This is a genomic window from Micromonospora sp. AB353 (assembly GCF_049538395.1).
Taxonomy (GTDB): Bacteria; Actinomycetota; Actinomycetes; order Mycobacteriales; family Micromonosporaceae; genus Micromonospora; species Micromonospora aurantiaca.
Map to the genome: position 1 here is coordinate 129921 of NZ_JBMVFV010000002.1, position 24905 is coordinate 154825.

Here is a 24905-nt window from a genome sequence, read left to right on the forward strand (position 1 = left end):
TCGGCACTTCCCTCGGAGCGACGCCATGAGCAACTGGGTTGTCTCTCTGGCCGGGCCCCGGCACGTACGCCTGGAGCCCTGCCCCACGGACCGGCTCGGTCCAGGCCAGGTCCGCGTCCGCACCCGCTACTCGGGCATCTCCGCCGGCACCGAGCTGACGCTCTACCGGGGCAGCAACCCGCGCCTGCGCAAGGACTGGGACGCCGGCGCCCGCATGTTCGTGCCCCGCCAGGCCGCGCCCGCGTACCCGGTGGTGGGTTTCGGTTACGAGGAGGTCGGCGAGATCGTCGAGGTCGCGCCCGACGTGGCCGGGCGGCGGCCCGGCCAGCTCGTCTGGGGCATCTGGGGGCACCGCGCCGACGCCGTGCTCCCCGCGACGGCCGTGCATCCGCTGCCACCGGGCCTCGACCCGCTCGCCGCCGTGTTCGCCCGGCCCGGCGCCATCGCGCTGACCGCCGTGCTCGCCGGTGACCTGCACCTGGGCGACTGGGTGGGTGTGTTCGGGCAGGGCGTGATCGGGCTGCTCGGCACGCGCCTGGCCGCGCTCTCCGGCGCCCGCGTCGTCGCCGTCGACCGGATGCCGGGCCGGCTCGCGCACGCCGTGCGGCTCGGCGCGCGCCGGGTGGTCGACGCCGCCGCCGACTCGCCCGCCGCCGCGCTGCGGGCCGCCACCGACGGCCGGGGCGCCGACGTCTGCCTGGAGCTGTCCGGGGCGTACCCGGCGCTGCACGAGGCGATCCGCGCCACCGCGCACGCCGGCCGCGTCGTCGCGGCCGGCTTCTACCAGGGGTACGCCCATGGGCTGGAACTCGGCGAGGAGTTCCACCACAACCGGATCCAGCTCGTGGCCGCCCAGGTCTCCGGGCCGGACCCGGCACCCGGCACGGCCGGCCGGTGGTCCGGGACGCGGATCGCACACACCTTCATGGATCTGGTGGCCGAGGGCAGCGTCGACCCGCTGCCGCTGGTGAGCCACGTCGTCGACGCGGGCGCGGTGGCCGACGCCCTGGCGTTGCTCGACCGCGGTGACGATGACGTCCTCCAAGTGGTGCTGAGGTTCTGATGGACATTCCGCTCTCGTGCCAGGAGCAGTTGCTTCCCGGCACCGACCTGACCCGGAAGTACGCCCTCGCCGTCTCCCTCGGCTACCAGGGCATCGAGCTGCGCGGGCGGGGCGACCTCGCCCTGGCCCGGCGGCTGCCGGAGCTGCGCCGCGCCCGCGCCGCCGGCGTGGTCATGCCGACCGTCTGCGTCGAGATGGACCACTTCATCGGCGACTTCGACCCGGGCCGGTCCCGCGACGCGGTGGACAACCTGCGGTCCCAGCTCTCGGTGATCGCCGAGCTGGGCGGCGTCGGCGCGATGACCCCTGCCGCGTGGGGCATGTTCTCCCGCCGGCTGCCCCCGTTCGACCCGCCACGCTCGGCCGACGACGACCGGCGGGTGCTCGTCGACGCCCTAGGCGAGCTGGCCGGGCACGCCCGCGCCGAGGGGGTCACCGTGTTCCTGGAACCGCTCAACCGGTACGAGGACCACATGGTCAACCGGCTCGACCAGGCCGTCGAGCTGTGCCGCGCGGTCGGGTCACCGGCGCTGCGGGTCGCCGCCGACACCTACCACATGAACATCGAGGAGGACGACCCGCACGCCGCGCTGCGCGCCGCCGCGCCGTACCTCGGGCACGTCCAGGTCAGCGACTCCAACCGGCACCAGCCCGGCGCCGGGCACCTGGACTGGGGCGCGCTGCTGGCCACGCTCGACGCGATCGGCTACACCGGCTGGCTGGCGCTGGAGTGCCGGCTGCGCGGCGAGCCGGTCGCCGCGCTGCGCCAGGCCGCCACAGCGCTGGCCCAGGCCCGTCCCCGGCGGGCCGCCGCATGACGCTGACCACCGGAGTACGCGCCGACGCCGACCGCCACGCCCGGCTGCGCCGCCTCGCCCTGGCCACCCTGGACGCCAACTGGGAACACGACCACACCGTCCCCTCCCGCACGCTCTACCCGCACCAGTGGAGCTGGGACTCGGCGTTCATCGCGATCGGCCTGGCCCACGTCCGCCCGGACCGGGCCTGGCGGGAGCTGCGCACGCTGTTCGCCGCGCAGTGGGTCGACGGGCGGGTGCCGCACATCGTGTTCAACCCGGCCTCGCGCGCCGGGCCGTACTTCCCCGGGCCGCAGTTCTGGGACTCGGCCCGCGCCGACGGCTCGCCGGCCCGGGCCACCTCCGGCATCGTCCAGCCACCGGTGCACGCCCCGGCCGCCTGGCTGGTGCACCGCCGCGCGCCCGGCGAGGCGTCGGTGGCCGCGCTGCGGCGGCTCTACCCGAGGCTGGTCGCGCAGCAGCGCTACCTGACCGGGCGGCGCGACGCCGGAGGCGGCGGGCTGGCGTCGATCGTGCACCCGTGGGAGTCCGGGCTGGACAACAGCCCCGCCTGGGACTCGCCGCTCGCAGGGGTGCCGGCCGACGAGGCGGTGATGCGCGCGTACCGGCGGCACGACACCGCGCACGCCGACGCGGCGCAGCGCCCCACCGACCTGGACTACGCGCGCTACGTCGCGCTGGTGGAGAGCTACCGGGCCGGCCGTTACCGGGACGAGGGACTACTCGGGCGGCACCCGTTCCTGGTGGAGTGCCCACTGGTGAACGCCGCGCTCGGCGTCTCCGAGTACGCCCTCGCGCGCATCGCCACGGTGATCGGCGCCGACCCGGGACCGCACCGCGACCGGGGCGCCCGGATCACCGAGGCGCTCGTCACCCGCCTCTGGGATCCGGTGGCCGGCACGTTCCGTCCCCGCGACGTGCGCGCGGACCGGCTCGTGCCGGCCCGGACCGTACTCGGGCTGATGCCGCTGGCGCTGCCGGAGCTGCCCGCCGCGCAGGTGTCGGCGCTGCTGGCCGAGGCGTGCTCGCCGCGCTTCGGGCTGGCCGCCCGGATGGACCGGCCGGTGCCCACGTACGACCGCACCGCGCCGGACTTCGAGCCGTTGCGCTACTGGCGCGGCCCGAGCTGGATCAACACCGGCTGGTTGCTCTGGCAGGGACTACGTACCCACCGCCGGGCCGACCTGGCCGCCGGGCTGCGCGAGTCGCTGCTCGACCTGGTCGACCGGGCCGGCTGCCACGAGTACTTCCACCCGGACACCGGCGCCGGACTCGGCTCACCGGCGTTCAGCTGGACCGCCGCGCTGGTGCTGGACGCGCTCGCCCAGGAGTGACGGCGGTGGGCGCCGGGTACGCCGGCGCCCACCGGGCCGTCCAGGCATCAGGCGATGCCGGCCGGGGTGCCGCCGCCGATGCGCAGCGCCGACATCGGCGCGTCGTCGATCGCGTAGCCGAGCGCGTCGACCACCTCGACCACGCCGCTGACCTGCCGCGCCAGCCGGACCGCGAGCTGCGCGGTGGACCGGCGCTCCACCTGGCCGGTGAGCGTCACCACGCCCCTGCCGACTGTCACGTCCACCACGCCGTCGCGGACGCCGAGGCTGCGCCACAGCACCTCCTCGACCACGTCCCGCCGGATGCCGGCGTCCGGGCGCAGGTGCACCTTGAGCAGGTCGCCGCGGGTGACGATGCCGACCAGCCGGCCGAGGTCGTTCACCACCGGCAGCCGCTTCACGCCGCGTGCGTCCATCAACCGGGCCGCCTCCACGATCGTGGCGTCCGGCGTGATGGTGACCGGGGGAGCGGTCATCAGGTCGGCGGCCAGCGTCGCGCCGGCCTTCGCCCGCGCCTCGCGGCGGTGCCGGTCCGGCAGGATCCGCCGCTCCCGGGGCCGTCCCAGGAACTCCACCTTGTACATCAGGTCCGCCTCGGACACCACGCCCAGCACCCGGCGGGTCTCGTCCACCACCGGTGCCGCCGTGACGTGCCGGTCGGTCAGCACGTCGACGATCTCCCGGTACTCCGTGCCCTCCCGTACCGACGCCACGTCCCTGGTCATCACGTCCTGCACCTGCCACGTACGCATGGCGAACCTCCCTGTGTCCGCCTCCGACGCTAGGCGGCGGCGACGGGCCGGAGCAGGGGCGCAAAGACCAGGTCAGGGGGCCGGAGGTCCCGAATCACCCCGCCGCGACGGGCTCCGCCACCTCGTCGAGGGGCGGCTCGGCGGTCAGCAGGCCGGCCGGCACCGGCTCGACCTCCACCCGGCAGTCGTGGAACGTCGGCGCCTCGCCCAGGTCGGTGTCCCGGACGCCGGTGAGAGCGTTGACGGTGGACCGCCCCGGGCTGCGCCGCGCCCAGTACGCCTTGTACGTGAACGCGCACCCCGGCCGGGCCGCCTCGTCCACCGCCACCGCGGCGAGGAACGCGCCCCTGTCGTTGTGCACGCGTACCGCGTCGCCGTCGGCGAGCCCGCGCGCCGTCGCGTCGGCCGGGTGCAGGTGCACCCGGGGCGGCCCGGCGCGGCGGGCGTGCCACGGCAGCGACGCGAACGTGGAGTTCATCAGGTAGCGGTTGGCCGGGGTGAGTAGCGTCAGCGGGAACCGGCGGGCCAGCTCCGGGTCGGCCGCCTCGGCCGGTGGCGTGTACCCGGGCAGCGGGTCCACGCCGAGCGCGGCGAGCGCCGGATCGTGCAGCCGGGCCCGCCCGTCCGCTGTGGGGAAACCGCCCTCGGCGTACGGCGCGGAACCCACCGGCACACCGGTGAGCCGGGCGTACGTGCGCTCGCGCAACTCCTCGTACGTGATCGGGGCGTCGGCCAGCAACTGCCGTGCCAGGTCCTCGTCGCTGTCGGAGAACGCCGGGTGGTCGATCCCGAGCGCGGCGGCGATCCGCCGGAAGATCTCGGTGTTCGGCAGCGCCTCGCCCGGCGCGCGGGTGACCGGCAGGTTCAGCGTCGTGTAGTGGTGCCCGTAGGACGTCTGGAGGTCCAGGTGCTCGGGCTGCATGGTGGCCGGGAGCACCACGTCGGCGTAGTCGCATGTGTCGGTCCAGCGCTGCTCCAGCACCACGGTGAACAGGTCGGCGCGGCCGAGCCCGGTCAGCAGCCGGGCCTGGTCCGGTGCGGTCGCCGCCGGGTTGGCGTCGAACACCACGAGCGAGGTGACGGGCGGGTCGGCCTCCCCGGTGAGCACGGCGGCCAGCCGGCTCATGTTCAGCGACCGGGCCGGCGGGGCGGGCATGCCGGCCGGCCGGATCGCCGGGCCGTTGTCGACCGGGTGATGGCCGCTGGTGGTGACGAGCGCCCCGCCTCCGGGGTACCGGAAGTCGCCGGTGACCAGCGGCAACGCGCAGATGGCCCGGATCGCCTGCCCGGCGCCGTGGTGGCGTTGCAGGCCCAGCCCGACCCGTACCGCTGTCGGCCGGGTGGTGGCGACCCGGTCGCCGAGGCGGCGGATCGTCCCGGCGGGCAGGCCGCACTCGGCGGCGGCCCGCTCCACCGGCCAGTCGTCGAGCCGAGCGCGCAGCTCCGGCCAGCCGGTGGTGTGCGCGGCCAGCCACTCCTCGTCGGCCGCCCCGGCGTCGCGGACGTGCCGCATCAGCCCGAGCGCGAGCGCCGCGTCGGTGCCGGGTAGCGGCGCGACGTGCTCGTCGCTGCGGGCCGCCGTCTCGGTGCGCAGCGGGTCGATCGTCACCACGTACGCGCCGCGCTCGCGGGCCTGCTGCACGAACGGCCACAGGTGCAGGTTGGTGACGAGCGGGTTGGCGCCCCAGAGGACGATCAGGTCCGCCTCGACGATCGTCTCCGGTTCGAAGCCGACCGAGGCGCCGTAGAGCGAGCGCAGCGCCGCCCGTGCCGCCGCCGTGCAGATGGTGGTGTCCAGCCGGGACGCGCCCAGGTGGGCGAAGAGCCGGGGCCCCATGGTCCAGCCCTGGACCAGGCCCATCGTGCCGGCGAAGTAGTAGGGCAGAACCGACTCCGGGCCGTCCCGCTCGATGCTCGTCCGTAGCCCGGCGGCGACCCGGTCGACTGCCTCGTCCCAGCTCGCCGGCCGGTACGCGACCCGGCCGGCGCCCTTCGGGCCGGTGCGGACCCAGGGCGTGGTGAGCCGGTCCGGCCCGTTCACCGCGTCCAGGTAGCGGTTCACCTTGCCGCAGAGCGCGCCCCTGGTGAACGGGTGGTCGCGGTCGCCGCGCAGCGCGACGGCCCGGCCGTCCTCCACCGTGAGCTGCCAGACGCAGGTGTCCGGGCAGTCCAGCGGGCAGGCACCGGGGTGGGTGGTGACGGGGGCCATGGGCGGATGCTACCCCCGGTTCGTGGTACTCCCGCCGCTCGTCGTGGCCGGGGGCGTTTGACCGGGGCGGGGGCGGGTACCCGCCGGGGCCGAGCGGGGTGGGCGTGGTGCCCGCCGGCGGCGAGGGGAGGGGTGGGATGCGGTTCCCCCTGTTCGTCGAGGCGGTGGCGCGGCGGGCCGAGTTGCCTGCCGACGAGGCCGCGACCGTCTCCCGTGCCGTGTTGCAGACCCTCGCCGACCGGATCACCGCGGACGAGGCGACGGACCTGGCCGCGCAGCTGCCGGACGACGTGGGCGGCTATCTGGCGCCCGGCGGGACCGCCACCACGGGTGGCGCTGTCGACTTCCTGTACCGCGTGGCCGAACGCGCGGCGGTGGACCCGGCGGTCGCCGAGGTGGGCGCCGTGGCGGTGCTCGCCACGTTGCGCGACACGGTGACGGTGGGGGAGTTTCACGACCTGGTCGCGCAGCTCCCGAAGGGCTTCGACGCCATGGTGGACCCCATTCCACGGCCGCCGTACGATGTCTGAGCAGGCTCCCCGCGACCCGGGTCGAGCTGCGGCACCGAGGCCGTCTGCGGTGAAGATTCCACGGCCTGGAAGTATTTTCACCGTAAAATAACTTGTTGCTGGTCACCTACGCTGTAAATCGTCTACGCGCTAGAGGGATGATCGGACGAATTCCTCCGTCCGAGGTTCCAAGGTGCCGTCCCCTCTTCGGCTCGAGCCTCATCGCCGCTCTTCCGGCGCAGGAATCGAGCCATATTCTGCTTCCAATGTGAAGTCCTGGGGGGGATCAATGATCACATTCGTCGATTGCTGCCTGCCTGCCCTCTGTGGAGCGCGACCCGCATCCTGACATGGCGGAGACGATGATCATCAATCGTTTCGGCGCGATCTCGGCGGTACACGGCGGACGTCCGGCACTTCTCGGTGAGACCCACGAGGTCACCTACACCGAGCTGGCCGAGGCGGCCGGCGGGCACGCTGCCGTGTTCGCCGCCGCGGGCCTGCGCGCCGGAGACCGGATCGCGCTGCTCACCGCACACGGTGCACCGACCGTGGCGGCGATGCTCGGCGCCCTCGCGACCGGATGCGCGTACGTGCCGCTGGATCCGGGCTTCCCGGTCGCCCGGCTGCGCCACATGGTCGACGCCGCCGGCGTCACCGCCGTGGCCTGCGCCGCCGAGCACCGCGACCTCGCCTCCACACTGGCCGGCGAGCGCCCGGTCGTCCCGCTGGACGAGGTGCCGCCGGCGGCGCTGCGCCCGGCCCCCGCCGACCCGGACGCGCTCGCGTACGTGCTGTTCACCTCCGGCTCCACCGGCGTGCCCAAGGCGGTCGGGCAGACCCACCGCAACCTCGCCCACGTCGTCGACAACCAGATCGCCGCGCTCGGTGTCGGCCCCGACGACCGGCTCAGCCTGCTCGCGTCGTTCAGCTTCGACGCCGCCATCCCCGACCTCTACCCGGCGCTGCTCACCGGCGCCGCCGTCGTCCCGGTCGACCTGCGCCGCCACGGGCTCGCGTACGCCGTCGAGCAGCTCGACCGGCACCGCGCCACGGTGCTGCACTGCACGCCCACCGTCTACCGCTTCCTGCTCGACACGCTCGGCGCGCGCCCGCTGCCCACGGTGCGGGCGGTGCTGCTCGGCGGCGAACAGGCCACCTGGGCCGACGCGGCCCGCGGCCGGGACCGGTTCGCCCCCGAGTGCGTGCTCGTCAACGGCTACGGCGCGACCGAGATGACGTTCGCCGCCCGGCACGTGCAGCCGCTGTCCGAGGTGGACCCGGATGCCCGCGGGCCGCTGCCGGTGGGCGTCGCGTTCCCCGGCTACCGGCTGGACCTCGCCCCGGACACCGGCGAGATCGTGGTCCGCAGCCGCCACCTCGCCCCCGGCTACCTCAACCAGGACAGCGACCGGTTCGGCGTCGACGCCGACGGGCTGCGGTCGTACCGCACCGGTGACCTGGGCCGGCTGCTGCCCGATGGGGAACTGGTCTGCCTCGGCCGGCTCGACCGGCAGGTCAAGGTGCGCGGCCACCGGGTCGAGCTGACCGAGATCGAAGCCGTGCTGTCCGCCCAGCCCGGCGTCGCGGGCGTCCGCGCCATCGTGCGCGACGGCGAACTGCTCGCGTACGCCCGCCCGGCCGGCGCCCGCCCGGACCCGGCGGCGCTGCACGCGGCGCTGACCGCCGCGCTACCCGACTACGCCGTGCCCCGCGCGGTCGTGGTGGTCGACGAGTTCCCGCTCACCGTCACCGGCAAGGTCGACGAACGGGCGCTGCCCGGCCCGGTGACCGAGGTGCCGGCCGAGGAGGCACCGGCCACCGACACCGAACGCGCCGTGCACGACATCTGGTGCGCGGTGCTCGGCCGCGACGCGGTCGCCCGCACCGCCAGCTTCTTCGACGTCGGCGGGCAGTCGCTGCTGCTGGGCCAGGTGCAGCAGCGCCTCGCCGAGCGGTTCGGCGTACGCCTGCCGATGCTGCGCCTGTTCGACCACCCGACCGTCGCCGCCCAGGCGGCGCTGCTGGACGCCCCGCCCGAGGCGGTCCGCGCCCCGGTGCTGCCCGCCCCCGCCGCGCCGGTGCGCGCCGCCCGCGAGTACACCGGCGACGAGATCGCCGTGGTCGGCGTCGCCGGGCGGTTCCCCGGCGCGCCCGACGTGGCGACGTTCTGGTGGAACCTGTGCACCGGCGTCGACTCGGTGCACGACCACACCGACGAGGAGCTGGCCGCGCTCGGCGTCGGTCCCGGCCTGCGCGCCGACCCCCGGCACGTCCGCGCCGCCGGCCGGCTCGACGGGGTGGCCGACTTCGACGCCGAGTTCTTCGGCTTCGCCGCCGACGAGGCGGCCCGTACCGACCCGCAGCACCGGCTGTTCCTGGAGACCGCCTGGGAGGCGCTGGAGGACGCCGGGCACGACCCGGAGCGCTTCCCCGGGCTGGTCGGCGTCTACGCCGCCACCTCGGCCAACCGCTACTTCCTGTTCCACCTGATGGACAACCCGGCGGTGGTCGGTGACGTCGACCCGGACGACTGGGAGGCCCGGCTCGTCGGCCGCCAGTTCACCGACCACCTGCCCGGTCAGGTGGCCTACCGGCTCGGCCTGACCGGCCCGGCGATGGCCGTGCAGAGCGCCTGTTCCAGCTCGCTCGTCGCGGTGTGCGTGGCCGCGCAGAGCCTCGCCGACTACCAGTGCGACCTGGCGCTGGCCGGTGGGTCCACGGTGATGTGGCCCCGGCACCGGGCCACGCCGGGCGGGCTCGCGTCGCCCGACGGCCGGTGCCGCGCCTACGACGAGGGCGCCGCCGGCTCCGGGTTCGGCTCGGGCGCGGGCGTGGTGGCGTTGCGCCGGCTCGCCGACGCGCAGGCCGACGGCGATCGCATCTACGCGATCCTGCCCGGCTGGGCGGTCACCAACGACGGCCCGGACCGGGCCGGCTTCGCCGTGCCCGGCCCGGCCGGACAGGCCGCCGCCGTCGCCGGCGCGCTCGCCACCGCCGAGGTCGCGCCCGGCGAGGTCCGCTTCGTCGAGGGCCACGGCAGCGGTACGCCACTGGGCGACGCCATCGAGGTCGCGGCGCTGCACGAGGTGTACGCGGGCGCCGCGCCCGCCGAGTCCACAGCGCTCGGCTCGGTGAAGACCAACATCGGTCACCTCGACGCCGCGGCCGGCATCGCCGGGCTGATCAAGACGGTGCTGGCCGTCCGGCACGGGGTGATCCCGCCGAACCTGCACTTCACCCGCCCGCACCCGGAGATCGACCTGGCCGCCGGACCGTTCTACGTGCCCACCAAGGCGCGGGACTGGCCGGACGACGCGCGCCGGGTCGCCGGGGTCAGCGCGTTCGGCCTGGGCGGCACCAACGCGCACGTCGTGGTGGAACAGCCGCCGCCCGCCGACCCGGCCGACCCGCCCGGCGAGGGACCGTGGCTGCTGCCGGTCTCCGCGCGTACCCCGGCGGCGCTGCGGGCCGCGCTGGCCCGCCTGCGCGGCCACCTGGCCGGGGCCGCCCCGGCGTTGTCCGACGTGGCCGCCACGCTGGCGCTGGGCCGGCGGGCGTTCGCCCACCGGGCGGCGGTGGTCGCCGCCGACCTGCCGGCCGCGCTGTCCGCGCTGGACGTGCTGCTGGACACCGGCGCCCGCATCGCCGGTGACGGCGGGCCGCTGCGCGAGACGGCAGCCGAGTGGGTCGCCGGGCGCGACGTCGACTGGCACGCGCTGCACCCCGAGGGCACGGTCCGGCGCACCGGACTGCCCACCTACCCGTTCCAGCGCCGCCGGCACTGGATCGACCCCGTGCAGAAAGGTCCGCGGTGAACTGGTTCGTCTCCGCCGGAAGCCGACCCGAGGCGCCGGTGCGGTTGTTCTGCCTGCCCTACGCCGGAGCGGGCGCCAGCGCGTTCCGGCGCTGGGCGGCCGAGTTCGGTGCGAGCGTCGACGTGGTGCCGGTGCAACTGCCCGGCCGGGAGAACCGGATCACCGAGGACCCGCGCTTCAGCGTCGCCGAGGTGGCCGACGCCATCGCCTCCCGCGCCGACCGCCCGTACGCGATCTACGGCCACTCGATGGGCGGGCGGCTCGGCTTCGACGTGGTCCGCGAGCTGCGCCGTACCGGCCGCCCGCTGCCGCTGCGGCTCTACGTCGGCGGCGCCCGCGCCCCGCACGTCGCCACGCCCGGCCCGTTCGACGGGCTGTCCCGGGCCGGCGACGACGAGCTGCTGCGTCGCCTCGGCGAGGGCGGCGGCCTGCCCGCCGAGCTGCTCGACCACCCGGAGCTGGTGGAGCTGCTGCTGCCGCTGCTGCGCGCCGACTTCGGCCGGGTCGACGACTACCGCCACATCCCGGGCGAGCCGCTGCCGGTGCCGATCGTCGTGTTCGCCGGCCGCACCGACCGGGCGGTCAGCCGGGACCAGAGTGCCGCCTGGGCCGAGCACACCGCTGCCGGGTTCACCCTGCACGAGCTGGACGGCGGGCACTTCTTCCTGCACGACCGGCTGACCGAGCTGGCCGCGCTGATCCGGGCCGACCTGACCGCCGCGCCCACCGACACCCGCCCCGGCACGCCGGACGCGGGTCCGGACCCGGTGCGCGCCGCCGGCCGCGGGACCGCCGGCGCCGCGCACCGGGTTCCGCTCGGCGACACCGGCTGGTCGGTGTGGCGCGACGCGGTGCTGCGGACCACCGGGTTCCCGGCCGACGGGCTGGAGCTGTTCGCCGCGCCCCGGGCCGCCGCCGCGGCCGACGAGCTGCTGGCCACCGGCGCCGGTGAGGACCGGTTCACCAAGGAGTTCGAGGAGGCGCTGCGCGCCGGTGCGCAGCGGTTCAGTGAGCTGGCCGCCGACCCGCTGCTGCGCGAGGCGGTCACCTGGCAGAACCGGGGCGCGCTGGTGGCGTTCGACGGGCTGGTGCGCGGCGGCGCCGACGCGGCCCGCAACGTACGCCGCCGCGACCGGGAGCGGGGGCTGCTGAAGTACTGGCAGCGCTACTGCGGCAAGAACGAGACCGTCGGCTTCTTCGGCCCCAGCTGCTGGGTCACAGTCGATCCCGCGCAGCCGGAGGTTGCCCGGGTCAACCCCGGCGAGAGCCTGACCCGGCGGCGCTGGGTGTGGTTCGAGTCGTGGGCGCTGTCCGCGTACGCCGATCGGATCGGCGCGGACCTGGCGGTGCGCCGGTGGTGGCCGCCGATGCTGCGGGCCCACCTGGCGGTCCGGGACCGCGACGTGCTGCGGCCCGGCCGGCCGGCGCTGACGCTGACCCCGGTGGAGGCCGCGCTGCTGCGCGCGGCCGACGGCCGGCGCGCCGCCACCGACCTGGTCGCCGACCCGGCGATCGGGCTGCGCCGCCCGGAGGACGGATACGCGCTGCTCGACCGGCTGGTCGAGCGGGAACTGATCACCTGGGACGCGGCCCTGCCGGTGAGCCCGGACGCCGAGCGGGTGCTGGCCGGCCGGATCGACGCGATCGGCGACGAGCCGGCCCGCGCCGCCGCCCGCGCCGGGTTCGACCGGCTGTGCGCCGCCCGCGACGACGTCGCCGCCGCGGCCGGTGACGCGGACCGGCTGCGGACCGCCCTGGACGCGCTCGACGCCACGTTCACCGAGCTGACCGGCGTGCCCGCGGTACGGCGGGCCGGGCAGATGTACGCCGGCCGCACGGTCTGCTACGAGGACAGCGCCCGCGACCTCGACGTGGTGTTCGGCGCGCCGCTGCTGGCCGGACTGGCCGCCCCGCTGGACGTGCTGCTGCGCGCCGCCCGCTGGCTGGCCAACGCGCTCGCCCGCGCCTACCTGGACGTGCTGCGCGGCCTGTACGAGGAACTGCGCGCCGAGTCCGCCGCCCCGGTGCCGCTGGCCGACCTGTGGTTCCTGGCCCAGGGGATGTTCTGGGGCGACGGGGAACGGCCGGTCGACGTGGTGGCGGCGGACTTCGCCGCCCGCTGGGCCGGACTGTTCGGCCTGGACACGTTGCCCGCCGGCACCACCGACGTACGGCTGCGCGCCGCCGACCTGGCCGGCCGGATCGACGCGGTGTTCCCCGGCGACGGTCCGGAGTGGTCCAACGCCGCCATCCACAGCCCCGACCTGCAGATCTGCGCCACCGACGCGGACGCGCTGCGGCGCGGCGACTACACGGTGGTGCTCGGCGAGCTGCACGCCGCCTGGTCGTCGTTCGACTGCGCGGTGTTCACCCCGTCGCACCCGGACGTGGAACGGCTGCGCGACGCGCTCGCCGCGGACCTCGGGCAGCGGCGCGTCCGGCTGCTGTTCCCGGCCGACTGGCCGCGGCGGACCAGCCGCACCGCCGAGTCGCTGACCGGACCGACCGACAGGCACCTGGCGTTCCTCGACGCGCCCGGCGCCGACCCGGCCCGCGTGCTGCCCACAGTCGACCTGGTCGTCGACGAGGTGGACGGCGAGCTGGTCGCCACCGCCTCGGACGGGCAGCGCTGGCCGCTCGCCGAGATCTTCGCCGAGCCGTTCAGCGCGCACGCCGTGGACGGGTTCAAGCTGGTCGCCGCCGCGCCGTACACGCCCCGGATCACCGTGGACCGGCTGGTGCTGGCCCGCCAGACGTGGCGGACCACAGTCGGCGAGAGCGGCCTCGCGGTCCCGAACGGCGAACGGGACCGCTTCCTCGCCGTCCGGGACTGGCGGCGCCGCCTCGGCCTGCCCGAGCAGGTGTACGTCAAGTTCGGCACCGAGACCAAGCCGTGCTTCGTGGACCTGTCCGCACCGGCGTTCGCCACCACGCTGTGCGCGATGGTGCGCGCCGCCCGGGTCGACGGCGGCGACGACGTGTCGTTCACGGTCAGCGAGATGCTGCCCGCGCCGGAGCAGGCGTGGGTGCCCGACGGGGCGGGCCGCCGCTACTTCAGCGAGCTGCGCCTGCACATCACCGACGCCGGGCGGGAGGACCACCGGTGAGCCACCTGCTGCCCCTGCGCGACACCGGCTGGTCGGTGTGGCGGGACGTGGTGCTGCGTACCGCCGGCTTCCCGGCCGCCGGGCTGGACCGGTTCGCCGCGCCGGACTGCGCCGCCGCCGCGGACGCGCTGCTCGCCGGCGACACCGGCACCGAGGTGTTCGGCAAGGCGCTGGCCGATGCGTTCGCCGAGTCCTCCGCGGTAGCCGGTGAGCTGGCCGCCGACCCGCTGCTGCGCGAGGCGGTGACATGGCAGAACCCGGACATGCTGATCGCGCTGGACGGGCTGCTGCGCACCGACCCGCAGGTCCGCAACGTGCGCCGCCGCAAGCGCGAGCTGAGCCTGCTGCGCTACTGGCAGCGCTACTGCGGCAAGGCCGAGACCATCGGCTTCTTCGGTCCGGTCTGCTGGGGTACGTTCGACGCCACCCGGCCCGGCGTGCACACCACGCCCGGCGACGCGCTGGTGCACCGGCGGCGGGTGTACTTCGAGGCGTGGGCGCTCATCGCATACGCCGACCGGCTCGCCGACGACCTCGCGGTGCGCCGCTGGTGGGCGCCCGCCCTGCAACCGCACCTGACCGTCGCCGGGCGGGAACTGCGCTGGCCGCTGCACCCGCCGATCGCGCTGACCCCGGTCGAGGCGCTGGTGCTCGGCGCCTGCGACGGGCGGACGCCCGCCGCGGAACTGGCGCAGCGGCTGTGCGACGCCGGCGAGGTGCACGGCGCCGACGACGTCTACCTGCTGCTCGACCGCTGGGTCGAGCGCGGCCAGCTCAGCTGGGGCGCGAACCTGCCGATCGCGCCGGACGCCGAGCGGGTGCTCGAAGCGCGGATCGCCGCGATCGGCGACGAGCCGGTCCGCGCCGCCACGGCGGCCGAGTTCGGCCGGCTGCGCGCCGCCCGCGACGAGGTGGCCGCCGCAGCCGGTGACCCGGACCGGCTCGGCGCCGCGCTCGCCGCGCTCAACGCCGAGTTCACCGCCGTCACCGGGCGCCCGGCCACCCGGCACAGCGGGCAGATGTACGCCGCCCGCACCGTCTGCTACGAGGAGACCGCCCGCGACCTGGAGTTCCGCATCGGGTCGGCGGTGCTCGACGCGCTCGCCGAGCCGATGGCGGTGGTGCTGCGTACCGCCCGCTGGTTCACCGGCGAGGTGGCCTCCCGCTGCGGCGAACTCTTCACCGAGCTGCACGAGGAACTGGCCGCCGACGGCCCGGTGCGGCTGGCCGACCTGTGGCTGCTGGCCCAGGGCACGCTCGTCGCCCCCGACGGCCCGATCGGCCGGGCCGGCGCCAAGCTCACCGCGCGCTGGGCCGAGCTGTTCGGCCTGGCCGACCTGCCCGAGGGGCAGGCGGAACTGCGGCTGCGCGCCGCGGACCTGACCGAGCGGGCCCGGGAGTTGTTCCCGGCGACGCGGCCCGGCTGGCCGTCGGCCCGGCTGCACAACCCGGACGTGCAGCTCAGCGCCGCCTCGCCGGAGGCCGTCGAGCGCGGCGACTTCCTGCTGGTGCTCGGTGAGCTGCACCCGGCCTCGGTGGCGTTCGACAGCGCGGTGCTCAGCCCGTTCCACCCCGACCCGGCCGCGCTGCGCGCCGACCTGGACGCCGACCTGGGCCCGGTCCGGCTGCGGGTGCTCTGGCCGGACAGCTTCCCCCGTCGTACCACCCGCACCACGTACGCGCTGACCGGCCCGGCGGACCGCCAGCTCGGCATCGACACCGCGCACGGCGCCGACGTGGACCGCCTCGTCCCGGCCACCGCCGTGCTGGTCGAACGCACCGGCGACCAGCTCACCGCGGTCTTCCCCGACGGCGCCCGCTGGCCGCTGATGGAGGTGTTCGCCACGCTGCTCGGCTCGCTGCTGCTCGACGCGTTCAAGCTGCTCGGCGCCGCCGCGTACACGCCCCGCATCACCATCGACCGGCTGGTCGTGGCCCGGCGTACCTGGCGCACCACGGCCGGGGCGTGCGGGCTGGGCGGCCACGCCGACGAAACCGCCCGCTACCTGGCGGTACGCCGCTGGCGCGCCGAGACCGGCCTGCCCGAGCGGGTCTTCGTCAAGGTCGGCACCGAGATCAAACCCTGCTACGTGGACCTGACCGGCCCGCTGTACGCGCAGTCGCTGTGCGCGATGGTCGACGCCGCGCTGCGCACCGGCCCGGACGTGCCGGTGGTGGTCTCCGAACTGCTGCCCGCACCCACCGACGCGTGGGTGCCCGACGCCCGGGGCCGCGGCTACGTCAGCGAACTGCGCCTCCAGATCACCGACCCGGCCGAGCACCTTGGAGCAACCCGGTGACCGACACCCTGACCGTCAGCGCCGTCCACGGCCCGGACCTGCCGTGGCCGGACGCCACCCTGGCCGACCTGATCACCGCGCAGGCGGCCCGCGCCCCGGACGCGGTGGCGGTGCGCCAGTGGGACACCCGGCTCACCTACCGGCAGCTCGTCGACCGGGCCGCCGGGGTGGCCGCCGCGCTGCGCGAGCACGGCGTCGGCCGGGGCGACCGGGTCGGCGTGTGCGGCGCGCGTACCCCCGACCTGGTGGTCACCGTGGTCGGCGTGCTGCTCGCCGGCGCCGCGTACGTGCCGCTGGAGCCGGGCGGCCCCCGGGCCCGGCTGCGCGGGATCGCCCGCGATGCGGGCGTCCGCGTGGTGGTCGGCGACGCGGCGGCGGCCGAGTTCGGCGACGAGCCCGGCGTGACGGCGCTCGGCCTGCCCGGCCCGGCCCCGCTCCTGCCCTGCCCCGCCCGCCCCGGCGACCCGGCGTACGTGCTGTTCACCTCCGGGTCCACCGGCCGCCCCAAGGGCGTGCTGACCACCCACCGCAACGCGGTCGAGTTCGTCACCGGAGTGAGCGCGCTGACCGGCGCCGACACGTCGGTCCGCAGCCTCGGCATCGCCTCGCTCGGCTTCGACGCGGCCACCATGGACCTGTTCGTGCCGCTCACGCTCGGCGGCGCGGTGCAGCTGCTCGGCGCCGACGACCGGGCCGACCCGGTACGGCTGGCCCGGTTCGTCGCCGCGCACGAGGTCACCTGGGGCTTCATCACCCCGACCGTGCTGTCGCTGCTGGACCCGGCCGGGTTCCCGTCGTGGCGGGTGCTGCTCTGCGGCGGCGAGGCGGTCCCGGCCGAACTGGTCGCCCGCTGGGCGCCGGGCCGCCGGTTCCTCAACGGCTACGGCCCCACCGAGACCACCGTGCTGGCGGTCACCTGCGACCTCACCCCGGCCGACACCGACCCGATGCCGATCGGCCGGCCGCTGCCGAACCACCGGGCATACGTCGTCGACGCCGACCTGCGTCCGGTGCCGGCGGGGGAGACCGGCGAGCTGCTGATCGGCGGGCCCGGCCTGGCCGACGGATACCTGAACCGGCCCGGCCTGACCGCCGAGCGGTTCGTGCCCGACCCGTTCGGCGAGGCACCCGGCGAGCGGCTCTACCGCACCGGTGACCTGGTCCGGCAGGGCCCGGACGGCCGGATCGTCTACCTCGGCCGCGCCGACCGGCAGGTGAAGGTGCGCGGCCAGCGCATCGAGCTGGGCGAGATCGAGACGGTGCTGGCCGCCTGCCCGGGCGTCGAGCGCGTCGCGGTGGAGGCGGTGCCCGGCCCGGCCGGCACCGAGCTGATCGCGTTCCTCACCCCGGCCGGCGCGCCGGACGACGACGAGCTGCGGGCGTACGCGGCGACGCGGCTGACCACCGCGATGCTGCCGGCCCGGACGATGCGGCTGGACGCACTGCCGGTCAGCGCCACCACCGGCAAGCTGGACCGGCCGGCGCTGCGCGAACTGGCCGCAGCCGGCCCGGCCGCCGTGGCCGACGCGTCCGCCGACGACGACCCGGTGACGGCGGCGGTCCGGCGCGTCTGGACCCGGCTGCTCGGCGCCGCGCCCGCCCCGGACAGCGACTTCCTCGCCGCCGGCGGCAACTCCATCGCCGCGATGCGCCTGGTCGCCGCGCTGCGCGCGGAACTGGGCCGGCAGGTGGACACGCGGGTGCTCTTCGCCGACCGCACGTTCGCCGCGCTCGTCGACCGGGTCCGCGCCGCCGACCCCGCCGACGCCGACGGGCTCACCACCGGAAACCCGCCGACGCTGTCCCCGCCGCAGCGGCGGCTGTGGTTCATGGACCAGCTCGCCCCGTCCAGCGCGCCGTACAACATCGCCGTCGCGCACCGGCTGCGCGGGCCGCTGGACGTCACCGCGCTCGGTGCCGCGCTGCGGGCCGTCGCGGAACGGCACGACGTGCTGCGCTGGCGCATCCCGCAGAACAGCGGCGTGCCGTACGCGGTCCGCGAGGAACCCACCGACGTGGCGGTGCCGGTGGTCGACCTGACCGGGGCCGCCGACCCGGACGCCGAACTGGCCGGCATGCTCGCGGCCGGCGCCGGGCACGCGTTCGACCTGGCCACCGGCCCGCCCTGGCAGGTGACCGTGTACCGGCTCGCCGCCGAGGAACACGTGCTCGCGGTGACCGTGCACCACGCGGTCTTCGACGGCTGGTCCGAGGCGCTGCTCTACGACGAGCTGGCGCTCGCGTACGCCCGCGCGCTCGGCCGGTCCGTGCCGGGCCGCCCGCCGCTGCCCGCCACGTACGCCGACTACGCGGTGTGGCGCGCCGACCGGGACCGGCGCCGGGGCGAGACGGACCTGGCCTGGTGGGCCGCGCACCTGGCCGGCGCGCCCACGGTGCTGGACCTGCCCCGCGACCGTCCCCGCCCGGCCGTGCAGACGTACGCCGGCGCGGAGGCCGCGGTGCGGCTGGACGAGACCGCCGACCGGGCCGTACGCGACCTGGCCGCCCGGCGCGGCACCACTGTCGCGGCGGTGCTGCTGGCCGCGTTCGGCGAGCTGCTGCGGCGGGTCACCGGCGGCGACGAGCACGTGCTCGGCGCGATCGTCGCGGACCGGAGGCTGGCCGCGTTCGACGAGGTGATCGGGTTCTTCATCGACACCGTGCCGGTGCGGGTCCGCTCCGGCGGCGCGAGCTTCGCCGAGCAGGTCGACCGGGCCGCCGCCGAACTGCACGAGGTCACCGCCCACCCGGGCGCGCCACTGGAACGCATCGTCGAGGCGCTCGGCGTGGGCCGGGACACCTCCCGCGCCCCGCTGGTGCAGGTGTTGTTCAACGTGCTCAACTTCGTCGCGCCCCGGCTGGAGCTGACCGGCCTGGCCGTCGAGCCGGTGCCGGTGCCCAAGCCCGGGTCGCCGTTCGACCTGACCGTCTACGTGGTGGAGCGCGACGGGCGGGCCGGCGTCGAGGTGGTGCACAACCCGGACCTGTTCACCGGTGAGCGGATCGACGCGCTCCTGGCCGACCTGGCCGCCCTGGTCGGCGCGCTCGCCGCCGACCCGGACGTCCCGGCCGCCGAGGTGGCGCCCGAGCTGCCCCGCCCGGCGGTACGCGTCGCGGCGCTCGGCGCGATGAGCGTCGCCACCGCCGAACCGGCCCGCGCGCCGCTGCCCGCCGGGTCGGACGCGCTCACCGCGACCGAGGAGCTGATCGCCGGGATCTGGCGGGACGTGCTCGGCCGCGACGCGGTCGGCGTGAGCGACAACTTCTTCGACATCGGCGGCCACTCGATGGCCCTGGCCGCCGTGCACGCCCGCCTCACCGAGGCCACCGGCCGCTCGATCACCATGCTCGACCTGTTCCGACACCCGACCGTGCGGGCGCTCGCCGCCAGCCTCGACGGGGCCGCCGACCGGCCGGAACTGGCCCGCGCCGCGATGCGCGCCGCCGCCCGGCGGGGACGTGCCCGCCGTACCCCGCCACCTCGCCGACCTCACCCGTGACGCGATCCCTTGTGAATGAAGGAACCCCCATGCAGAACGACATTCCGGCCGACGACGGCGTCGAGCCCATCGCCATCGTCGGGCTCGCCGCCCGCCTGCCCGGCGCGGCCGACGTCGACGAGTTCTGGCGCAACCTGGTCGACGGCGTGGAGTCGACGACCGAACTGACCCGCGAGGAGCAGCTCGCCCGCGGCGCCCAGCCGCAGGAGGTCGACGACCCGGGCTGGGTCAACCGTGCCCCGCTGGTGGACGGCTACGACGAGTTCGACGCCGGCCTGTTCGGGATGACCGCCCGCGAGGCCGAGATCACCGACCCGCAGCACCGGCTGTTCCTGGAGACCTGCTACACCGCCCTGCAGAACGCCGGCTACGACCCGGGCCGCTACGACGGCGCGGTCGGCGTGTACGCCGGCACCGGCGGCAACACGTACCTGCACCGCAACGTGTACCGCAACAAGCGCGTCGGCGGGAACCCGCACGGCGCGGTCTCGCTCGCCACCGGCAACTCGCCGAACTACGTGGCCACGAACGTGTCGTACCGGCTGGACCTGCGCGGGCCCAGCATGACCGTGCACACCGCCTGCTCCACCTCGCTCGTCGCGTTCCACCTGGCCTGCGAGGCGTTGCGCAACGGCGAGTGCGACATGGCCCTGGCCGGCGGCGTCAACATCGAGCTGCCGCACGTCGGCTACCTCGGCATGGACGGCTTCACCTCGCCGGACGGGCGGTGCCGGCCGTTCGACGCCGGAGCGAACGGCACGGTGTGGGGCAGCGGCGTCGGCGTGACGCTGCTCAAGCGGCTGTCCGACGCGATCGCCGACGGCGACACCATCCGCGCGGTAGTGCTCGGCAACGCCATCAACAACGACGGCGCCGGGAAGGTCGGCTTCACCGCCCCCAGCATCGACGGGCAGATGGAGGCCGTCGCCCAGGCCGTCGAGCTGGCCGGCGTCGACCCGCGCAGCATCAGCTACGTCGAGGCGCACGGCACCGGCACCGCGCTGGGCGACCCGATCGAGGTCGCCGCGCTGTCCGCCGTGTACACCAAGGACACCGACGAGCGCGGCTGGTGCGGTATCGGCTCGGTGAAGTCGAACATCGGCCACCTCAGCCAGCCCTCCGGCATCGTCAGCGTGATCAAGACGGTGCTGGCGATGGAGCACGGGCTGATCCCGCCGACCATCAACTACGAGACGCCGAACCCGGCCATCGACTTCGCCGACACCCCGTTCTACGTGGCGAACACGCTGACCAAGTGGGACACCGACGGCGGACCGCGCCGCGCCGGCGTCAGCTCCTTCGGCATCGGCGGCACCAACGCGCACGTGGTGCTGGAGGAGGCCCCGGCCGCCGGCCGGCACGAGCCGCCGTCCCGCCCGGCGCAGCTGCTCCAGGTGTCGGCGAAGACCGCGACCGCGCTGGACACCGCCGTGCGGCGGCTCGCCGGCCACCTGGAGAGCGGCAGCGACGTGGCGCTCGCCGACGTGGCGCACACGCTGCGCGTCGGCCGCCAGGTGTACGCCCACCGCGCCGCCGTGGTCGCCGGTGACCCGGCGTCCGCCGCCGCCGCGCTGCGCGAGCGGCGCAAGGGCCACCGGGGTGTCGCCGAGGGTGCCGCGCCCCGGGTGGCGTTCCTGTTCAGCGGTCAGGGCTCGCAGTACGCCGGGATGGGCGCCGAGCTGTACGCGCAGGACAGCGCGTACGCCGCCGCCGTCGACGAGTGCGCCGAGTTGCTCCGCCCCGAGCTGGGCCTGGACATCCGCGACCTGATCCTGGGCCGCGACCCGGAGGCGGCGGACAAGCTCACGCAGACCCGCTACACCCAGCCCGCCCTGTTCACCGTCGAGTACGCCCTCGCCGCCGCCTGGCGGGCCGCCGGGGTCACCCCGGCCGCGATGATCGGCCACTCCATCGGCGAGTACGTGGCCGCGACGGTGGCCGGGGTGCTCGACCTCGCCGACGCGCTGCGCGTGGTGGCCGCCCGGGGCCGGCTCATGCACGCCCTGCCCGCCGGTTCGATGCTGGCGGTCACGCTCGACGAGTCGGAGGTGACCGGCAAGCTTCCCGAGGGCCTGTCGGTGGCGACTGTCAACGGCCCCGGCACCTGCGTGGTCGCCGGTGAGACGGCGCTCGTGGAGGAGTTCGCGGCGAGCCTCGGCGGCAAGAACAAGTCGAAGATGCTGCGCACCTCGCACGCGTTCCACTCGCCGATGATGGACCCGATCCTGGACGAGTTCACCGCGCTGATGGCCACCGTGCCGCTGCGCGCCCCGGCGGTGCCGTTCGTCTCCAACGTGACGGGCACCTGGATCACCGAGGCGCAGGCCACCGACCCGGCGTACTGGGCCGCGCACCTGCGCCGCCCGGTCCGCTTCGGCGCGTGCGTGGCGACGCTGCTCGCCGAGGGCACCTGGGCGCTCGTCGAGTGCGGCCCCGGCCGGCAGCTGGCCAACCTGGCCCGGATGCAGGTCGCGAAGGCCGGTGAGGCGCAGCGCGCGCTGACCCCGCTGGGCAGCCTGCCCGGCCCGGGCGAGCAGACCGGTGACCTGGCCGCGCTGCTCGGCACGGCCGGCGCGCTGTGGTGCGCCGGGGTGCCGGTGAACGTCCCGGCCGACCCGCACGCGCGGCGGGTGCCGCTGCCCACGTACCCGTTTGAGCGGCGCCGCTACTGGATCGACCCGGACCCGGAGCAGGAGCTGGCGGCGGCACCGGTCGAGACCGGCCCCCGCCCGCTGCCGGAGTGGTTCGCGGTGCCGGTGTGGCGGCAGGCCGCGCCGGCCCGCACCGCCGAGCCGCTGGGCCGCTGCCTGGTGCTGGCCGACGGTCCGCGCGGCGACGCGCTCGTGGCCGCGTTGCGCGCCGCCGGCGACGACCCGGTCGAGGTACGCGCCGGCGAGGCGTTCACCGCCACCGCCAACGGTTTCCGGCTGCGCCCCGGCGTACGCGCCGACGCCGAGGAACTGGTCGCCGCGCTCGGCGCCGACCTGCCCCGGCGGATCGTGCACGCGTTCGCGCTCGACGGCGACCCCGCCGGCACCGACGCGGCGGCCGCCTGGGCGGCGCAGGAGCGCGGCTTCTTCGGCGCGCTGCACCTGGTGCAGGCCCTGGCCGGCGCCGGTGTGACGGCCGACGAGGCGGGCGTCCGCCTGGACCTGGTCACCGCCGGCATCGGCGACGTCCGCGGCGACGACCTGACCCGCCCGGAGCACGCCACGCTGGCCGGCCTGGCCCGGGTGCTCCCGGCGGAGCTGCCCGGCCTGACCGTGCGGCTGCTCGACACCGACCCGGCCGCGCGTGGCGTCGCCGCCCTGGTGGCCGAGCTGCGCAGCCCCGTCGACGCCGAGCACCCGGAGGTGGCGCTGCGCGGCGACCGCCGCTGGCTGGCCGGCTACGAGCAGGTCACAGTGGACGCCGAGGACGAGCCGGGCGTGCTGCGCGAGGAGGGCCGCTACCTGATCACCGGCGGTCTCGGCGGCATCGGCGTCACCCTCGCCGAGGACTTCGCCCGCCGGGCCCGCGCCAAGCTGGTGCTGCTGGCCCGTTCCGGGCTGCCCGAGCGGGACGAGTGGGACGCGCACCTGGCGGTCCACGGCGGCGCCGACCGGGCCGGGCGGGCCATCGCGGCGATCCGCCGGATGGAGGCCGCGGGCGCCGAGGTGCTGGTGCTCGCCGCCGACGTCACCGACGCGGACGACCTGCGCCGGGTCCGCGACGAGGCGGAGCGCCGGTTCGGCGGGCTGGACGGCATCGTGCACGCCGCCGGTCTGCCCGGCGGCGGCATGGCCGAGGTGAAGGACCGCGACGAGGCGCGGCGCGTGCTGGCCCCGAAGCTGGCCGGCACCCTGGCGCTGGCCCGGGTCTTCGGCGACCTGCCGCTGGACTTCGTCGTGCTCTGCTCCTCGATCACCGCGGTGATCGGCGGGTTCGGCCAGGTCGACTACTGCGCGGCGAACAACTTCCTGGACGCGTTCGCGCGCTCCGGCACGGGGTTCCGCGCGCCTGTGGTGTCGCAGAACTGGGGCGGCTGGGCCGAGGTCGGCATGGCGGTGGAGACCGCCGCGCCGGCCGCGTTCCGGGCCGCCGGGCGGGACACCGTCACCACGGCGGTCGCCCACCCGGTGCTCACCACGATGGTGGCCGGGCCGGACGGGACGGTGCTGCACGGCCTGGTCTCGGCGGACACCCACTGGCTGCTCGACGAGCACCGGATCGGCGGGGTGCCGGTGGTGCCGGGCACCGCCCACCTGGAGTCGGTGCGCGCCGCGGTGGTCGCCGCGCTGCCCGCGCCGGGGCCCGACGCCGCGGTGGAACTGCGGGACGTGGTGTTCCTGGAGCCGTTCTCGGTGCCGGACGGCACCGTGGCCCAGTACCGGGTCGAGCTGACCCCGGCCGAGGACGGCACCGACTTCACCGTCGCCAGCCTCGCCGCCGGCCAGGCGCGCACCCACGTCCGCGGCACCGCCGGGTGGACCACCGACGCGGCCCCGCCGGCCGCCGTGCCCGCGGTGGCGGGGCGGCGGGTCGACGACGACGCCTCGTTCGGCCGGGGACGCACCAGCATGCTCACGTTCGGGCCGCGCTGGGCGGCGCTGGCCGAGCACCACCTCGCCGACGGCGAGGAGCTGGCCCGGGTGCAGGCACCCGCCGCCGCGGTCGGTGACCTGCCCTCCTGGGGCATGCACCCGGCGCTGCTGGACGTGGCCACCGCGTTCGGCCGCGGCCAGGGCGCCGGCACCTACCTGCCGCTGTCGTACGGCCGGATCGTGGTGCGCGGCGCACTGCCGGCGACGTTCCACAGTCACCTGCGGCACCGGCCCGCCGCCACCGACGAGGTGGTCGCCGCCGACCTGTCGCTGCGCGACCCGGACGGGCGGGAGCTGGTCGCGATCAGCGACTTCGTGCTGCGCCGGGTCGACCAGGACGCGGTCACCGGCAACCTGGCCGAGTCCCCGGCGGCGGACGACGCCGCGGCGCCGGTCACCGAGGACATCCGCCCCGTCGACGGCGCGGAGGCGTTCCGCCGTAGCCTTGCCGCCGGTCTCGGCGCCCAGGTGGTGATCACCACCCGCACCGTCGCCGACATCCGGCGCCGCGCGGCCCGGGTCACCACCGACAGCCTCGCCGAGGAGACCGACGCGCCGGCCGGCACGGCGGCCACCGGTGGCGGCTCGGCGGCGCCCGGCACCGAGCTGGAGAAGACGATCGCCCAGGTGTGGCGCGACGGCCTCGGCGTCACCGACGTCGGCGTGGACGACGACTTCTTCGCCCTCGGCGGCAACTCGCTGGTGGCCGTGCAGCTCATCGCCGCCATGCGCAAGGCGACAGGCGTACGGCTGCCGATGCGCAGCCTCTTCGAGACCCCCACGGTGGCCGGCCTGGCCGCCCGGATCGAGGAGCTGCGCGCGGAGACGCCCGCCGACGCACCGGCCGCCCCGGCGGCGATCCCGGCCATCCCGCGGCTGCCCCGCGGCTGACACCCCGACTCCAGAACCAGG

11 protein-coding genes are annotated in these 24905 nt (G+C 76.1%); 9 read left to right on the plus strand and 2 right to left on the minus strand.

Annotated features, from left to right (window positions below):
- Positions 1 to 25 precede the first annotated feature (25 nt).
- From ACPCK6_RS01815 to ACPCK6_RS01825, 3 genes are read left to right on the plus strand one after another with little or no spacing between them, the layout of a single operon-like run.
- Positions 26 to 1063, plus strand: coding sequence for a zinc-binding dehydrogenase (locus ACPCK6_RS01815; protein WP_396881642.1), 1038 nt, complete (start codon positions 26 to 28; stop codon positions 1061 to 1063).
- A complete protein-coding gene (locus ACPCK6_RS01820) occupies positions 1063 to 1881 on the plus strand; it encodes a sugar phosphate isomerase/epimerase family protein (RefSeq protein WP_396881643.1) in 819 nt (272 codons plus the stop codon). The genes ACPCK6_RS01815 and ACPCK6_RS01820 overlap by 1 nt, the downstream gene beginning before the upstream one ends.
- Positions 1878 to 3215 carry an MGH1-like glycoside hydrolase domain-containing protein gene (locus ACPCK6_RS01825; protein WP_423480150.1) on the plus strand — a complete coding sequence of 446 codons (1338 nt, stop codon included), beginning with the start codon at positions 1878 to 1880 and terminating at the stop codon, positions 3213 to 3215. The genes ACPCK6_RS01820 and ACPCK6_RS01825 overlap by 4 nt, the downstream gene beginning before the upstream one ends.
- A 47-nt stretch (positions 3216 to 3262) precedes the next feature.
- On the opposite strand, the gene ACPCK6_RS01830 is transcribed toward ACPCK6_RS01825, so the two are convergent.
- Entirely contained in the window at positions 3263 to 3967 is a 705-nt protein-coding gene (locus ACPCK6_RS01830) for a CBS domain-containing protein (protein ID WP_423480151.1), read from the minus strand.
- Between the two features lie 94 nt (positions 3968 to 4061).
- Positions 4062 to 6176 carry a molybdopterin-containing oxidoreductase family protein gene (locus ACPCK6_RS01835; RefSeq protein WP_423480152.1) on the minus strand — a complete coding sequence of 705 codons (2115 nt, stop codon included), beginning with the start codon at positions 6174 to 6176 and terminating at the stop codon, positions 4062 to 4064.
- 137 nt (positions 6177 to 6313) lie between these two features.
- Here ACPCK6_RS01835 and ACPCK6_RS01840 point away from each other — a divergent pair, with 137 nt between their 5' ends.
- From ACPCK6_RS01840 to ACPCK6_RS01865, 6 genes are all read left to right on the plus strand, one after another.
- Positions 6314 to 6706: a DUF2267 domain-containing protein gene (locus ACPCK6_RS01840; RefSeq protein WP_423480153.1), complete on the plus strand. Its 393-nt coding sequence runs from the start codon at positions 6314 to 6316 to the stop codon at positions 6704 to 6706.
- Between the two features lie 329 nt (positions 6707 to 7035).
- Positions 7036 to 10503 (plus strand): AMP-binding protein, encoded by a 3468-nt coding sequence (locus tag ACPCK6_RS01845; protein ID WP_423480154.1) that lies wholly within the window; start codon positions 7036 to 7038, stop codon positions 10501 to 10503.
- Positions 10500 to 13610, plus strand: coding sequence for a thioesterase domain-containing protein (locus ACPCK6_RS01850; RefSeq protein WP_423480155.1), 3111 nt, complete (start codon positions 10500 to 10502; stop codon positions 13608 to 13610). The genes ACPCK6_RS01845 and ACPCK6_RS01850 overlap by 4 nt, the downstream gene beginning before the upstream one ends.
- Positions 13607 to 15910, plus strand: coding sequence for a lantibiotic dehydratase (locus ACPCK6_RS01855; protein ID WP_423480156.1), 2304 nt, complete (start codon positions 13607 to 13609; stop codon positions 15908 to 15910). Before ACPCK6_RS01850 ends, ACPCK6_RS01855 begins: the two co-directional genes overlap by 4 nt.
- Positions 15907 to 19410 (plus strand): non-ribosomal peptide synthetase, encoded by a 3504-nt coding sequence (locus ACPCK6_RS01860; protein WP_423480157.1) that lies wholly within the window; start codon positions 15907 to 15909, stop codon positions 19408 to 19410. Before ACPCK6_RS01855 ends, ACPCK6_RS01860 begins: the two co-directional genes overlap by 4 nt.
- A gap of 29 nt (positions 19411 to 19439) precedes the next feature.
- Entirely contained in the window at positions 19440 to 24884 is a 5445-nt protein-coding gene (locus tag ACPCK6_RS01865; protein ID WP_396881654.1) for a type I polyketide synthase, read from the plus strand.
- Positions 24885 to 24905: the final 21 nt, after the last annotated feature.

Bases quoted from the DNA above. Each gene is read 5' to 3' on its own strand.
- ACPCK6_RS01815 (WP_396881642.1), top strand. From the start codon at position 26: ATGAGCAACTGGGTTGTCTCTCTGGCCGGGCCCCGGCACGTACGCCTG.
- ACPCK6_RS01820 (WP_396881643.1), top strand. From the start codon at position 1,063: ATGGACATTCCGCTCTCGTGCCAGGAGCAGTTGCTTCCCGGCACCGAC.
- ACPCK6_RS01825 (WP_423480150.1), top strand. From the start codon at position 1,878: ATGACGCTGACCACCGGAGTACGCGCCGACGCCGACCGCCACGCCCGG.
- ACPCK6_RS01830 (WP_423480151.1), bottom strand. From the start codon at position 3,967: ATGCGTACGTGGCAGGTGCAGGACGTGATGACCAGGGACGTGGCGTCG.
- ACPCK6_RS01835 (WP_423480152.1), bottom strand. From the start codon at position 6,176: ATGGCCCCCGTCACCACCCACCCCGGTGCCTGCCCGCTGGACTGCCCG.
- ACPCK6_RS01840 (WP_423480153.1), top strand. From the start codon at position 6,314: ATGCGGTTCCCCCTGTTCGTCGAGGCGGTGGCGCGGCGGGCCGAGTTG.
- ACPCK6_RS01845 (WP_423480154.1), top strand. From the start codon at position 7,036: ATGGCGGAGACGATGATCATCAATCGTTTCGGCGCGATCTCGGCGGTA.
- ACPCK6_RS01865 (WP_396881654.1), top strand. From the start codon at position 19,440: ATGCAGAACGACATTCCGGCCGACGACGGCGTCGAGCCCATCGCCATC.